This window comes from Thalassospira sp. CH_XMU1458 (genome assembly GCF_037027205.1).
Classification (GTDB): Bacteria; Pseudomonadota; Alphaproteobacteria; order Rhodospirillales; family Thalassospiraceae; genus Thalassospira; species Thalassospira tepidiphila.
In genome coordinates this window covers 142,781-157,276 of sequence record NZ_JAYMDW010000002.1, presented here as the reverse complement: position 1 = coordinate 157,276, position 14,496 = coordinate 142,781, and the positions used below count along the sequence as shown (strand labels likewise).

Below are 14,496 nucleotides of genomic sequence, written 5' to 3'. Positions count from 1 at the left end.
TCAGTTAGACGGGCTTTTTTTTTCGTCATCCGGTCCGTCAAATCCACATCCGGCAACCTGTGCGGCAGTCCACACACTGACCTAAAATTCGTGTGCGCCTTCACACACGAAATATCCCAAGTTTGCTGCATCGCAGCAACATGAAATTCACCTTATTTCATTGATATAATTACATAAATCCAACCGATTTCGAACTGGCCCAGAGCTTGCTGATTACGGCACAGCGCCAAACGGCGTTTTAGAACGACGCCAAAAATGGCGCGCTAATGGGAAAACAGATTTAATCAATCAAGGGAGACGTTTTGATGCGTCCTATCAGCAAAAGCATTCTTGCTGCCGGTGTTGCTGCCGCAGCACTTCTGGGGTCCAACCTTGCGGTTTCCGCACAGGAAATCATCAAGTTCGCACATGTTGTTGCACCAAACACCCCGAAGGGCCAAGGGGCTGACTTCTTTAAAAAACGCGCCGAAGAAATTCTGGGCGACAAGGTCAAAATCGAAATCTATCCGAACTCGCAATTGTTTGATGATGACAAGGTTCTTCCTGCCATCCTGCGTGGTGACGTCCAGTTCGGCGCACCGTCGCTTGCGAAATTCGGCAAATGGACCAAGAAACTTCAGGTCTATGATCTTCCGTTCCTGTTCAAGGACATGGATGCGGTTTCCTGTTTCCAGAACGGTGAAAAAGGTCAGGAACTGCTGAACGCGATGTCGTCAAAGGGCCTCACCGGTGTTGGGTACTGGCATAACGGCATGAAACAGCTTTCCGCCAACAAGCCGCTGCGCGCACCGGAAGATGCCGCAGGTCAGAAATTCCGTATCCAGTCGTCTGACGTGATTGCCGCCCAGTTCGAAGCTGTTGATGCCGTTCCGCAGAAAATGGCTTTCTCGGAAACCTATTCAGCCCTTCAGACCGGCGTTGTGGACGGTCAGGAAAACACCTGGTCGAACATCTATTCCAAGAAATTCTTCGAAGTTCAGGATTACATCACGGAATCCAACCACGGCCTGCTTGATTATATGGTCGTAACCTCGACCAAGTGGTGGGAAGGTCTGGATCCGGAAATCCGTGAAGGTCTTACCCAGGCAATGAACGAAGCCAGCGATTACGCAAACAATCTGTCGGCGGAACTGACCGCTGAACAGCGTCAGGCCGTTATTGACTCCGGCGAAACCGAGATTCTGGAACTGTCGCCTGAAGAATTCGCAAAATGGCAGACTGCCATGAAGCCGGTCTGGGATGAGTTCTCTGGCGATATCGGCCAGGACATCATCGACGCCGCTGCTGCGTGCAACTGATCCGTACTTTTTTCCCAACATCATCGGAAAAGGGCCGTTCAAGATGATCTCAACGGTCGTTAACCGGCTGGAGGAGGGCTTTATTGCCCTCCTGCTTGCCGCCATGACGTCGCTTACCTTTGTGAACGTTGTCATGCGTTACGTGTTCAATTCCGGCCTGACATGGGCCTTGGAAATCACGGAATTCCTTTTTGCCTGGCTGATCCTGTTTGGCATGTCCTATGGCGTCAAGGTTGGCTCCCACATCGGTGTGGATGCGCTGGTCCGCCTGTTCCCGAAAAATGCCCAGCGCGTGATTGGCCTGATCGTCGTCGTCGCAGGCATCCTGTATGCAAGTTGGTTGATCATTGGTGGCTGGGAACTGGTCAGCTTCAATCACATGCTTGAAATGGAAGCCGAAGACAGCCCGATCATGCTGTGGTTCGTCTATCTGATCATGCCGGTGGGTGCCGCTTTGCTGGCATTCCGTCTGGCACAGGTTGGCTGGCGCATCATTACCGGCCAACAGGTTGGCTTCAACCTGGCGGACGAAGCACGCGAAGCAATTGATCAGCTTGGCGCAAGCACTGTGCAGGACGACAAGTCCGCCACTGCTTCGACGCCAAAATCGTAAGCCGGACAGGGGGAACATTTAAATGACGATTGCATTCCTGTTTATCCTGCTGTTTGGCTTGATGGCGCTGGGCGCACCGATTGCCATTTCACTTGGCGTGGCGTCGCTTTCGACCATCCTTTTGTTTGGTGATGACAGCCTTGCTACCCTGGCAGAAAAACTCTTTGGCGGGATGGAACACTATACCCTTCTTGCCATTCCCTACTTCATTCTGGCATCGGCCTTCCTGTCGACCGGGGGTGTTGCCCGCCGTCTGATCCGCTTTGCCATTGATACCGTGGGCTGGTTCCCCGGTGGTCTTGCCATGGCATCGGTTCTGGCCTGCATGCTGTTTGCCGCTGTTTCTGGCTCAAGCCCGGCCACAGTTGTTGCCATCGGTTCCATCGTGATTGCCGGGATGGTGCGCGCCGGTTACCCGCAAAGCTTTGCGGCTGGTGTGATCTGCAATGCCGGTACGCTTGGCATTCTGATCCCGCCATCCATCGTGATGGTTGTCTATGCCGCCGCGACGGAGGTTTCGGTTGGTCGCATGTTCCTTGCTGGCGTTATCCCGGGGATCATGGTTGGCCTGATGTTGATGATTGCGATCTATATCGTTGCCCGCATCAAAAAACTGCCAAGCCAACCGCGCCCGACGCTTGCCGAATGGGGCACCGGCCTGTTTTCGGCATCGGGTGGCTTGTTGCTGGTGATCCTGATCATGGGCGGTATTTATGGCGGGGTCTTCACCCCGACAGAGGCCGCGGCGGTTGCCGCCTTCTATGCCATGTTTGTTGCCGTCCTGTTTTACCGCGACATGGGCCCGATCAAGGAACTTTCCTGGGTGCCCGATAACGGCAATACCGGCATTAGCAGTCTGATGGCGCACAACCTTCCGAAAATGGGCAAGGCACTGGTGCTGATCCCGTTTGACAAGGAAGTCCGTCACGTCCTGCTGGATGCAGGCAAGGTCACAATCATGCTGATGTTCATCATCGCCAATGCGATGCTGTTTGCCCATGTTCTGACCTCTGAACGTATTCCTCATACAATTGCAGAAACCATTATCGGCTGGGGTCTTCCGGCATGGGGCTTCCTGATTGTGGTCAACATCGTTCTGCTGATTGCCGGCAACTTCATGGAACCATCGGCGATCCTTCTGATCATGGCGCCGATCCTGTTCCCGATTGCCATGCAGCTTGGCATTGATCCGATCCATCTGGGCATCATCATGGTGGTCAATATGGAAATCGGCATGATCACACCGCCGGTCGGGTTGAACCTGTTTGTGACATCGGGGATTACCGGCATGCCGTTGCTCAAGGTTGTCAAGGCCGCCTTCCCGTGGCTTCTGATCCTGCTGGGCTTCCTGGTCCTGATCACCTATGTCCCGGTGATATCGACCTGGCTTCCGACCACCCTTATGGGACCGGAACGGATCATGACCCACTAACCGGGTTTGATCGCAAACGCACAAAACAGGGGCGGCATTCAAACGGATGCCGCCCTTGCTGTATTTCCGTGTCACGTTCCACGACATGGGGTACTATTGCTTAACAGCAAGAAAAGCCGGGCCTTAATGCGCCGCTGAGAGGAGTGGTATCAATATGTCCAAGATGAATTTCAACGACTATGGCCGCTGCATGGCAACCTATAACTGCTGGCAGAATGGCGTGCTGTTTGACCTGTGTGATCAGATCGGCGATGTCGAACGCCGCCATGATCGCAACATGTTCTTTGGCTCCATCCACAACACGCTCAACCACATCCTGTATGTTGATCTGCGCCTTCTGACCATCCTGCGCACCGGCGAAGCCGGGCCGTTCGAACCAACCACCATCGTTGCCGATGATTTCGATACGCTCAAGGCCATTCGGGCCGAAGTCGATGCCGAAATCACAGAATTTGTCGAAAGCTCCGATCACAGTTGGCAGGATGAAGTTCGCGAACTGCCCTTCCCCGATGGTGTCACCCGCAAGCTCCCCCGACAGCTGTTTCTGGTTCAGTTGTTCAATCATCAAACCCATCATCGTTCGCAGATCACAAGCGAACTGCACAAGTTGGGCCTTGATTACGGCAACACCGACCTGCCCTATACGCCCGATCTGCCAATAAGCTAAGAATCGATCCAAGCAACCGCTGGCAGAAGCCTGAATTTTATGGATAATAAAGGGCTCGGGATTATCACACCCGATGCCCCACACTGCTGCGCCTTGGTCACTTTGCTTACCTGCGCGTGCTTGCATACTCCGCGCAACGCGTGCCCTCTGATCGGGGGCTCTGACCCGCCGCCAAACACTGAACGGAATTGATTGCGCATGTCCACGCCCCTGCCCAGCGCATCGCTTGACCCGAAAAAGCTTGCCATCTTGCTTGCCGCACTGGTTGCGACGGCACCATTTGCCATTGATACCTACCTGCCGGCGATCCCGGCCATGGCGCGCGACTTTGGCGAGGCCACCCATGCTGTTGAAGTCTCCGTCAGTACCTTCTTGATCGGATTTGCCTTGGGGCAACTGATCGGCGGACCGCTGTCTGACCGGGTTGGTCGACGGCCCATCGCCTTGGTCGGGTTGGTTATCTATATCGTCACCAGCGCGATCATCACCACCGTCGACAGCGCCTTTTCGCTGAATGTCATGCGGTTTTTCCAGGCCATTGGCGGCGGATTTTCGATTGTGATTGTCGGGGCGTCGGTGCGCGATCTGTTTGAAGGCAAGGAAGCCGCGCGCATGTTTGCGCTGATTGCGGTGATCATGATGATTGCACCGCTTGTCGCGCCAACCATCGGCTCGTTACTGCTGGTCTGGTCAACATGGCAGTCGATCTTTGTGCTGCTGATTGTCTATGGCAGCCTGATGCTTGCCATCGTTTACCTGAAACTGCCCGAAACAAGCTTGATGCGCCGACGCCATCCCGGCCCGGTGCGCCGGGTCTGGTGGACTTATCTGGAAGTCCTGCGTACGCGCAAGGCGGTTGGCTTTATGCTGACCCATGCCGGGGCCAGTGCGGTGATGTTCAGCTTTGTAACCGACAGCCCGTTTATGTATATCGATTTCTTTGGCGTGCCGCAGGCATACTTCCCCTATCTGTTCGGGGCCAATGTTGCGGTGATTATCATCTGTAACCGGCTCAACAACCCGTTGCTCAAACGCCTCGAATGTCATCAGATTCTAAAAATTGGTACCGGCATTCAACTTGTCGCGACCATCGGCTTGTTCATTGCGACAAATGTCTTTGAGCCAAGCTTGTGGACAGTGGTGCCGTTCATCATGTTCTCGGTTGGACTGATCGGTCTTACGGCCCCGAATGCCACAGCATCCTTCATGCAGTATTTCCCGTATATCGGCGGTACGGCGACGGCCCTTTTGGGGACGATCCAGTTCGCCACCGGCGCGGTTGCAGGCATCGTCATCGGTCATTTTCATGACAACACTTTGTTGCCACTGACCGTATCGATGCTGGGCTTTGCGATTTTTGCCAATCTGATGGTCCATTTTATGGCCGACGCCAAACAGACAGAATCCCCGACCTGATCAAGCTGCTGATCACACCGACCCCGCCACCACTCATTTCAGGATATCTTCAATGGCCCGGATGACATTTGACGACTATGGCTGCGCAATGGCCAAATACAACACGTGGCAGAACAACGTGCTTTATGATCTTTGCGGTCAGATTGGCGACGAAGAACGCCGTCGTGATCGCGGCATGTTCTTTAAGTCGATCAATGCCACCCTTAACCATCTGGTGCATATAGACCGTCGTATTCTCAGCATCATGAAAACTGGAAACGCCCCGGTCTATGATGCCCACACCCAGGTCGCCGATGATTTTGAAGAGTTGCGGCAAATCCGCCGCGACCTTGATGCCGAGATCGAGGCATTTGTCGCCTCGGACGATCGTGACTGGCAGGATGGATATCGCGAGTTCACCGGTGTCGACGGAGTTACCCGCAACCTGCCCCGCCCGCTATTTTTGGTGCAGTTTTTCAATCACCAAACCCATCACCGCTCCCAGATCACCAGCGAATTGCACAAGATGGGCATTGATTACGGCATCACCGACGTGCCGTTGACACCGGATTTGGGCCTTTAACAGGTCCCGGTTTAAAGGAATTCTGCCTATTTCCCGGTGAAGACCGGTTTGCGTTTTTCAAGAAACGCGGTGTAGCCTTCCTTAAAATCTACACTTTCAAAGGCGCGGTAGCCTTCATCAAATTCGTGCATGTCAATTGACCCACCCTGGCGCAGACGGTTCAGCATGCTTTTGTGTGCCCGCTGTGTCAGTGGCGCGCCACCGGCAATGCGTTTGCCGGTCTTGGCAACTTCCTCGTCAAACACTTCGAGTGCCACATGACGGGCGATAAAACCGATCTCGCGCGCACGGGCGACGTCAAACACCTGCCCTTCAAGCAGGATTTCAAACAAAGCCGCCTCGCCCAGCAGATCAAGCATGATTTCAAGCTCGGGATAGCCAAGTGTTGCGCCCAGCTTCATCGGCGGCACAGCGAATTTTGCGTTATCGGCGGCAATGCGCATATCGCACGCTGCTGCCAGCACGAAAGACGCCCCCATGCACGGGCCATCAATTGCGGCAATTACCGGATGGGTGCAGTTCTGAATGGTCTGAAGCGCCTCGGCATGCAGCATGCCGTAATCGCGAGCCTTTTCGAACCCGGACCGTTCACGTACGAACTCATGGATATCTGCCCCGGCACCAAAACCGGCCCCTTCGCCACCCCGAATAATCACGCAGCGCAGATCAAGATCATCCGACAATTCGTGAACAATCGTCGCCAACGCGCCCCACATCGGTTTGGTCAGGGCGTTTTTGCGTTCCGGCTGACAGATCGTGATGGTGGCAACGCGATCATCAATGGTGACATTCAGTCCGGTCTGATCAGTCATGGCATTTCCTTTTGGGGCTTGCTGTTTGGGCACAGCTTAAATCGGCATTACTATACCGAATAAACCCAAAATGCTGTTTTGCCAACAAAAGACCAATTGGTTGCGCCCGGACTGCGGTTAATCCCGCAACGTGCCAAGCTTTTCGCCCAGCCATTTGACAGCCTGTTCAACATCGGCCTCGTAATGGATTGCTGGCGGCTTCATTCCGTGGACAAACAAATCGCGCCGGATATCGTGTTTCGTGCCGCTAAAGACAATCAGCCCGCCCCGGCTGCGCACTTTCTGAACAAGGCTCGCCAGCGTATTGGCCGCCGTCGAATCAAGAAAAGGCACGGATGAAAAATCAACAACCAGTGCACGGCGCGTATCACCGATACGATCCAGCACCGATCCGAAGGCCGCCGTCGCCCCAAAGAAAAAGACGCCGGAAATTCGGTAAACAACGATGTCGGGATCACCGGCCGATACAGGGTCCGATACCATCAAGACGACCTGATTATCCGCCCGGTCTTCGGCAACAAAAGGGGTAGCACTTTCGATATCGGCCATCCGTGACATACGCCGGATAAACAGAACCGATCCCAACGCAAAACCGACAACAATCGCCTCAAGCAGATCGCGAAACACGGTCAGAAGCAACGTTGTCAGCAAAACCGCCGCATCACCACGCGATGATCGCAGCAAAGTAACGATGGCGTGCTTTTCGATCATGTTCCAGGCAACGGTTGCCAACAGACCGGCAAGGCATGCCAGGGGAATGAACCCCGCCAGAGGGGCCGCAATCAGAATGAACAGCAACAGAAATACGCCGTGGAAAATTCCAGCGATCGGACCGTGCGCCTTGGACCGCACATTAGTTGCTGTGCGCGCGATGGTGCCGGTAACACAAATCCCCCCGAAAAGGCCCGACGCAACGTTTGCAACGCCCTGTGCCACCAGTTCGCAGTTTGATCTGTGACGACGTCCCGTCATGCCATCGGCCACCACAGCAGACAGCAGCGACTCAATCGCCCCCAAAAGTGCAAAGGCAATGGCGTTTGGAAGCACCGCCTGCGCCTTGGCAAAATCAATATCAGGCAAGGATGGCATTGGAAAACTGCTTGGAATGCCGCCGTAAATACTGCCGATCGTCGCAACCGGAAGATCAAACACAGCCGTTATCAACGCGGCACCGACCACGGCAATCAGCATGCCCGGCCAATGCGGGCGAACATATTTAAGCCCGACAATCACCAGAATAGTCGACCCTGACAACATCACGGTCGCAAGATCCATACTCGGCAAAGCTGCCCAGATAACCGGCAATTTCTCAAGAAACGGTCCCGGCTCCGGACCACCAAGATCAAGTCCAAGCAGGTCCTTGATCTGGCTGGCGAAGATGATGAAGGCAATCCCGGCGGTAAAACCAACCGTCACCGGATAGGGAATAAACTTGATATAGGTGCCCAGCCTGAAAAGGCCGATTAAAACCAGAAGCACGCCCGCCATGATCGTTGCCAGCAACAAGCCATCCATGCCGTGCGCCTGAACGGTGGCCGCGACCAGTACAATAAAGGCACCAGCCGGCCCCCCGATCTGAAACCGGCTCCCGCCCAGAAGCGAGACCAGTATCCCGCCAATAATCGCGGTATAAAGGCCTTGTGCCGGTGTCGCCCCGGATGCAATTGCAATCGCCATCGACAACGGCAAGGCAACGATGGCAACGGTCAGCCCGGCAATCGCATCTGCGCGCAATTGCGCAAGACCATACCCTTCACGCAGAACGGTGATCAGCTTCGGTGTAAACAGTTCGACAAAATCCGGTTTTGGATACCGGCTTTTCTCTGGATTTTCTGGCTTCATTTTGCTTGGCACCCTCATTGGGTGATTGCACACATCAATTCCCCGGCCGGGCCGGGATGACACAGATCCTTACCGATCAGCAGTCACCAAATGCGACAATTGCACGAACCGGCATTTTTTGAATGCACGCTAACCGTTACCCGAATGTCGGGTTTCCGCTTCCTTCAGCCGAACACCCCGACCGGCGCCCATACTCGGAACCTGTTCGCCAATAAGCTCGATACCTGCACGGTCAAGCGCCTCAACCACCTTTGAAAGGGTATCTACGACTCCTCGTACATTGCCCTGACTGGCTTCCATGCGCTGAATGGTCGGAACCGAGACGCCTGACATTTCTGCCAGCATTTTCTGGTCAATCCCCAAAAGGGCCCGCGCGGCCCGCATCTGTCCGGCTGTAATCATCAAGTCACCCTTCCAACAGGCAGATCATCAAACTCCAGATGTAACAAATTCACCTTATAACTTCAATTATGATATCTCAGATATCATTACTGGTGTATTATGTATCATCATAATGACGACAGAATCCCACTTGCATCCCCTTAATCGGGCAACAGAAACCACAAAGGAACCTGACCAAATGGTCAGCGGCTTTTCTTTGCGCTTTTCGGCCAAAAGCGCTAAGAGGTCGGCAAATAGTCGATCCGGAGAAGGTATAGCCGCCATGACCACTGAAAAACCGACCGCGCATTGCACCTATGCTGCCAAAACTGTCGCCAAGATTTTGCTGGATATCGGGGCTGTGAATTTCCGCCCGGAAGAGGCCTATATCCTGACATCCGGCTGGGCCAGCCCGGTTTACATCGATTGCCGCAAACTGATTTCCTTCCCGCGCGCACGCCGCAAGGTTATTGAACTCGCCGCCCGTCAGGTATCCGATGCGGCTGGCTACGAGGCCTTTGACGCGGTTGCTGGTGGTGAAACAGCAGGTATCCCATATTCCGCATGGCTTGCCGATGCGCTTGACCTGCCGATGCAGTATGTCCGCAAAAAGCCCAAGGGCTTTGGCCGCAAGGCCCGCATCGAAGGTGACATCCACGAGGGACAGCGCGTTCTTCTGGTCGAAGACCTTGCCACCGACGGCGCATCGAAGGTCAACTTCGTCAACGCCATCCGCGAAGCCGGTGCCGAGTGCAAACATGCCTTTGTCGTCTTCTTCTATGACATCTTCGAAGGCGCGCTTGATGAACTGCGCAAGGACGACATCGAAATGCATTACCTTGCAACCTGGGCCGATGTCCTCGCGGTTGCCGAAGAAGGCGAATATTTCAGCAAGGATGCCATCGAAGGTGTGCGTTCCTTCCTGAACGACCCGATCGGCTGGTCAAAGGCCAATGGCGGCAAGCACGACTAAGCTGCAATAAGCCCAAAAAACAAAACGCCCGCAGGTTCAACCAAGCGGGCGTTTTTTATTGCCTTTATTACGCATCAAAGCGCAAGCGCGATGTTGTCTTGCGGTATCACGCGCAAACGGTTTGCCAGATATCCGTCCTTGCACGCGATGAATTCGTGCAGTTCCCGATAATAGGTGGCGGGCACAGCGTTTCGGACCGTCTCGTGTTTGGCCAAATCGCTTGCCCAGCCTCGTAATCCGGGAAAACCGGCAAACAGATCCCGGTTCAGCCCGACCGCGATCAGGGCAAACGGCCGAAAAACTGTCGCAAAAACGATATCAAGCATCGAAAGCTCTCTGTCCGCGTCCAGGGCCTGTGGCGATATCAGATCCGACACAATCGACATCTGTTTGTTAATCTGATGCATCGTCGCATCGACGCTGCTTTCAGACAGATCGCGATAAATCAGATCTGCGGTAAGCGATAATAACTTATCGCCAATCGCAACCACCGCCTGCGCCAAGGCATGGTCATAGGCATCCGCACCACACGGTTTTTTACCCGTAATTGCCTCAAGGTATTGGCAGATGGCGGCGGCCTCAAACAAGGTCCGCTCATCATCAACCACCAGCACAGGAACGTTTCCGGTCGGGCTTAGTGCCAGAAACCAGTCCGGCTTGGCATCAAGGGCAATGTCGGTGCGTTTGTGGGCTATGCCATTTTGCGCCAGAACCATCGCGACACGCTGGACATAGGGACAAAGCCGGTGACCGATCAAATGATATGATGACATCAGCTCCACTCCCCCGCCGCATCACAACCAATCATCGCCTTAGCCCATATGATGGATGTTGAGTTTGTTACCATCGAGATCGCGGAAGTAGGCCGCGTAAAACCCGTTTTCATGGCGCTGTCCCGGCTCACCTTCTGACGTCGCGCCAAGCGAGATCGCCTTTTTATAAAACGCATCGACCTGATCACGTGACGCGGCTGAAAGGGCGATCATCGTCCCATTTCCAACCGTTGCCGCATTCCCGTCAAACGGAACATGCACCGAAAATGCCGGGCTGTTTTCGCCGGCACTCCAGACGATAAAGTCCGGCTGTTCAAAGACACGCTGCGCCCCAAAATCAGCAAGCAATGCGTCATAGAACGCGCCCGAACGGGATAGATCATTGGTGCCGAGTGATGTGTATCCGATCATGTTTTCTTTCCTGACATATGTAGGTGAATTCCTTGATACCGACACCGTAAGGAATTTCAATTTTGCAATACATAGGCAATTTTGTAGTATCTGATTGCAAATTTGAAACGGAGCACCGATTGGACTGGAACTATATCAAGTCGTTTCTCGCCATCGCGGAAACAGGGTCGCTTGAATTGGCCGCGCAGAAAATCCGGGTTAGCAACACCACGGTGTTTCGCCATATTCATGCGCTTGAAGAACAGGCAGGCACCCGGCTTTTTGATCGCATCCGTGGCCAATACAGCCTGACCGATGCCGGGACAGAAATGCTTGTCCCCGCCCGGCAGATCATGAACAGCTTTGACGTCATCAACACCACCATTTCGGGCGCTGATGCCACACCGGCCGGTTTGGTGCGCATCACTGCACCGACCAGTTTTTCCTATTTCTTTCTGCCAGACCATCTCGCCCGGTTTCAGAACCAATGGCCTGATATTCAGATCGAACTGCTTGCCAGCAACCTCGAATTCAATATGACACAGCGATATGCCGATATTGCCGTGCGGGTTGCGGCCAGCCCACCCGAACATCTTGTTGGCAAGGAAATCCGCACACTGCAATGGGGCATCTATGGTGCCGCAGACCGATATCAGCCCGCAAAGCTTGATGACCTGCTGGCGGAACCCTTCATCGGCGCGTCGGGAACACTGGCAAGCTACGCACCTTATAAATGGCTCGATGCGAACCGCCGCACGCCGCATAAACAGCAAACCGATGATCTGATCGCGATGGCGCATCTGGTGCGCGCCGGGTGTGGTCTGGCCTGTTTGCCATCCGACCTTGCCCTTCCCGGTTTGCGGTTGCTTGCGCCTTTGCCGGAAATACCGGCAAACAAACTTTGGGTTTTAACCCACCCTGATTTGCGCAACATATCGCGCATCCGCGAAACCATGCGATGGATCCGCAAATCCTTAAAGGACGAACCGCGGCTTTCGCCAGGCAAAGAACGATGAATGTGATGGAAGCTCGATATTACCGTCTGATTGCATTCGCTGGCCACGCACTTGCCCGGACTGGACAGACTCCGTAACGACGTTCAATATGTTCGCAAGCAAAAGCAAAGTCATAGCAGCGACTGTGGCAGAGTTCGGGACAACAAACTGACGTGACCAAGGCGCGCCCGCCACCGGTCGGAGGAACAACGCATGTCGATGCGCAAGATTGCCAAATGCCTGCCCGCAATCGGACTGGGCCTTGCCCTGTCGGGGTGCATGGCCCCGGTCGAAGAACCGGTCACGATGTCCAACAGTTCCGACACCATCGTTACCCCGTGGGGTGCACCAGCCCAGAATACCCGCCCGGCATCCCCGGCCACCATGCAGGGATCTACGTCTGCGGGGGAAAATGACAATCTCATCATGATGGACGATCCCAATCGCAAGGCGATGGATGAAATGCGCCAAAAGCAGATCGACGAAGCCCGTATTGCGCTGGGTATTCTTGATCGGATGGCGCAGCGCTGCGTTCAATCCGGCGACGCCGCCGCCTGCACAACGCTTCAAACCAATTGGAGCACCCTGTCACAGCAACTGCACAAGACGCTTTCGATGATGTCAGGCGACACAATGCAGATGCCAAACAGTGTCCCGACCGATGATCCGGCGATGCCCGCCATGCCCGCGATGAACGACAGCGCACCGATGTCACCTGCCCCTGTCACGCCCCCTGCCACCACAGGCGTTCCGGCTGGCGGCGACATTCCGACCATGGAAAAAACCATCCCGATGACCGAACCGGGTGCGGACGGGTGATACTTGGCCCGAAATTACAACTTGGAATAATTTAATTTGAGATAGAGCAAAGAAACCATCCCGAGACGACGATAGGGTAGCCACAGACATTAAGGCCAAGGGCAATTTGACAGATTTCGGGTCAGCCCCACGCCACCTACCGAATGGAGATCGGATCATGTATCGGGATATTCTTGTTCATATCGACACCTCAGCTGCCTGCAAGGAACGCCTTTCTGTTGCGTTGAAAGTTGCCAAGGCGCAGGACGCGCACCTTACCGGTCTTTTCCTGCTGCCCTATCCTGAAATTCCGCGCTTCATGGAAGTCCAGATCACCGAGGAAATCATCAATCAGCAGCGATCTGCGATGGCGGAAACCGCAAAGGCTGCACGCACCCAGTTCGAAGAAACCTGCAACGCGGCCGGTGTTGCTTTCAGCTGGCAAGAAACCTCGTGCCCGGCGTCTGAAATTGCCGATACCACCGCGATGTATGCCCGCCATCATGATCTGACGGTTCTGGGCCAGCACGACCCGGAAAGTTCCGATCCGTGCTCTGTCTCGGAAATGCCGGACAAAGTCATCCTGACCGCCGGTGCGCCGGTTCTGCTTGTGCCCTATGTCGGCAAGTTTGATACCATCGGTGATCGCGTCATGGTCGCCTGGAAGCCCTATCGCGAAGCCGTGCGCGCCATGAATGACAGCATGCCGTTCCTGGAAGCCGCAAAATCCGTTCTGGTTCTCTGTGCCGACCCGAACAAGGGTGCCCGCGATACCATGCCGGTTCCGGGTGTCGATATTGGCGAACGTCTGAAATGCCACGGCGTGAATGCCAAGAAAGAAAGCATGAACGCATCTGGCATCAGCGTTGGCGATCTAATTCTGTCGCGCGCAGCCGATGAAAGCATCGATCTGATGGTGTGCGGCGCCTATGGCCGTCCGCGCCTGCGTGAACTGATGCTTGGTGGCGTCACCCAGCACCTTCTGCGTCACATGACCGTTCCGGTCCTGATGTCACACTAGGCAACAACATTCCGAATTCCCAAAAACCGGCCGGAACTTTCGGCCGGTTTTTTTATTGGCTTTGCCGATTGCCACCTTGCAAACAGGCAATCGCACACGGACTAATCCCTTGTCCAGACAAGGAAAAATCAAGCAATCTGCTTCTATCTCCGTCACCAAATCCAAAAATTACCCGCAAATTTATCTGATCATCAACATTAATACATATTGAAAATCATATGTAATTTCTGTCATGATTGATTTTTCCGATGGATGAAAACGATTTAATTGTGGCGCAAAAGCTGTTCGAATCCTTGCCAAATGACGCCAACGAGGCCAAATTGGGTCATAAGACAAAACGGAGCTTGCTCCGAAAAGAGATCGACACAAGAGAGATGGATCGCCTTCTCTGATCTGATGGTTCCAAACAAGACTGGAATCGCTTTAATTTTTGACAAGGGTCAATGCCGTATCGGCCTTCATGGTTGATAAGGGAACCATAAAGACCCGGTCGAACCGGAGGATATGTCCAGAATCAGGTCGC

At 54.3% G+C, this 14,496-nt stretch carries 15 protein-coding genes; 10 read left to right on the top strand and 5 right to left on the bottom strand.

Annotation, left to right across the window (positions count from 1 at the left end; genetic code table 11):
* The first annotated feature begins 305 nt into the window (after positions 1 to 305).
* The 6 genes from WBY09_RS08115 (at position 306) to WBY09_RS08090 (ending at position 5,988) form a co-directional block, all read left to right on the top strand.
* Positions 306 to 1,298: a TRAP transporter substrate-binding protein gene (locus WBY09_RS08115; protein WP_336232457.1), complete on the top strand. Its 993-nt coding sequence runs from the start codon at positions 306 to 308 to the stop codon at positions 1,296 to 1,298.
* Between the two features lie 43 nt (positions 1,299 to 1,341).
* Entirely contained in the window at positions 1,342 to 1,911 is a 570-nt protein-coding gene (locus WBY09_RS08110) for a TRAP transporter small permease (RefSeq protein ID WP_336232456.1), read from the top strand.
* A 22-nt stretch (positions 1,912 to 1,933) separates the two neighbouring features.
* Positions 1,934 to 3,343, top strand: coding sequence for a TRAP transporter large permease (locus WBY09_RS08105; protein WP_336232455.1), 1,410 nt, complete (start codon positions 1,934 to 1,936; stop codon positions 3,341 to 3,343).
* A 154-nt stretch (positions 3,344 to 3,497) separates the two neighbouring features.
* Positions 3,498 to 4,010 (top strand): DinB family protein, encoded by a 513-nt coding sequence (locus tag WBY09_RS08100; RefSeq protein ID WP_336232454.1) that lies wholly within the window; start codon positions 3,498 to 3,500, stop codon positions 4,008 to 4,010.
* Between the two features lie 198 nt (positions 4,011 to 4,208).
* A complete protein-coding gene (locus WBY09_RS08095; RefSeq protein WP_120225057.1) occupies positions 4,209 to 5,426 on the top strand; it encodes a Bcr/CflA family multidrug efflux MFS transporter in 1,218 nt (405 codons plus the stop codon).
* 52 nt (positions 5,427 to 5,478) lie between these two features.
* On the top strand, positions 5,479 to 5,988 hold the full coding sequence (locus WBY09_RS08090; protein WP_063087148.1) for a DinB family protein: 510 nt from the start codon (positions 5,479 to 5,481) through the stop codon (positions 5,986 to 5,988).
* A 26-nt stretch (positions 5,989 to 6,014) separates the two neighbouring features.
* Here WBY09_RS08090 and WBY09_RS08085 read toward each other — a convergent pair whose 3' ends face one another.
* The 3 genes from WBY09_RS08085 to WBY09_RS08075 all read right to left on the bottom strand — a co-directional run bounded on the left by WBY09_RS08085 (position 6,015) and on the right by WBY09_RS08075 (position 9,044).
* Entirely contained in the window at positions 6,015 to 6,800 is a 786-nt protein-coding gene (locus tag WBY09_RS08085; RefSeq protein WP_336232453.1) for an enoyl-CoA hydratase-related protein, read from the bottom strand.
* Positions 6,801 to 6,917: 117 nt separating this feature from the next.
* Positions 6,918 to 8,642 carry a SulP family inorganic anion transporter gene (locus WBY09_RS08080; protein WP_336232452.1) on the bottom strand — a complete coding sequence of 575 codons (1,725 nt, stop codon included), beginning with the start codon at positions 8,640 to 8,642 and terminating at the stop codon, positions 6,918 to 6,920.
* Between the two features lie 129 nt (positions 8,643 to 8,771).
* The gene (locus WBY09_RS08075; RefSeq protein ID WP_336232451.1) at positions 8,772 to 9,044 is read right to left on the bottom strand and encodes a helix-turn-helix domain-containing protein; all 273 of its coding nucleotides are present in this window, start codon (positions 9,042 to 9,044) and stop codon (positions 8,772 to 8,774) included.
* A 262-nt stretch (positions 9,045 to 9,306) separates the two neighbouring features.
* Here WBY09_RS08075 and WBY09_RS08070 point away from each other — a divergent pair, with 262 nt between their 5' ends.
* Entirely contained in the window at positions 9,307 to 9,996 is a 690-nt protein-coding gene (locus WBY09_RS08070) for an orotate phosphoribosyltransferase (protein ID WP_044828964.1), read from the top strand.
* A gap of 74 nt (positions 9,997 to 10,070) precedes the next feature.
* Here the strand turns inward: WBY09_RS08070 and WBY09_RS08065 are convergent, their stop codons facing one another.
* Together WBY09_RS08065 and WBY09_RS08060 are read right to left on the bottom strand one after the other, a co-directional pair.
* Positions 10,071 to 10,769 (bottom strand): glutathione S-transferase family protein, encoded by a 699-nt coding sequence (locus WBY09_RS08065; protein ID WP_336232450.1) that lies wholly within the window; start codon positions 10,767 to 10,769, stop codon positions 10,071 to 10,073.
* A 39-nt stretch (positions 10,770 to 10,808) separates the two neighbouring features.
* Entirely contained in the window at positions 10,809 to 11,180 is a 372-nt protein-coding gene (locus tag WBY09_RS08060) for a VOC family protein (RefSeq protein ID WP_336232448.1), read from the bottom strand.
* Positions 11,181 to 11,299: 119 nt separating this feature from the next.
* Between WBY09_RS08060 and WBY09_RS08055 the strand changes: the two genes are divergently transcribed.
* The 3 genes from WBY09_RS08055 (at position 11,300) to WBY09_RS08045 (ending at position 13,973) form a co-directional block, all read left to right on the top strand.
* The gene (locus tag WBY09_RS08055; RefSeq protein WP_336232447.1) at positions 11,300 to 12,175 is read left to right on the top strand and encodes a LysR family transcriptional regulator; all 876 of its coding nucleotides are present in this window, start codon (positions 11,300 to 11,302) and stop codon (positions 12,173 to 12,175) included.
* A gap of 192 nt (positions 12,176 to 12,367) precedes the next feature.
* A complete protein-coding gene (locus WBY09_RS08050; RefSeq protein WP_336232446.1) occupies positions 12,368 to 12,973 on the top strand; it encodes a hypothetical protein in 606 nt (201 codons plus the stop codon).
* A 157-nt stretch (positions 12,974 to 13,130) separates the two neighbouring features.
* The gene (locus tag WBY09_RS08045) at positions 13,131 to 13,973 is read left to right on the top strand and encodes a universal stress protein (protein ID WP_063087139.1); all 843 of its coding nucleotides are present in this window, start codon (positions 13,131 to 13,133) and stop codon (positions 13,971 to 13,973) included.
* The last annotated feature ends 523 nt before the right edge of the window (positions 13,974 to 14,496 follow it).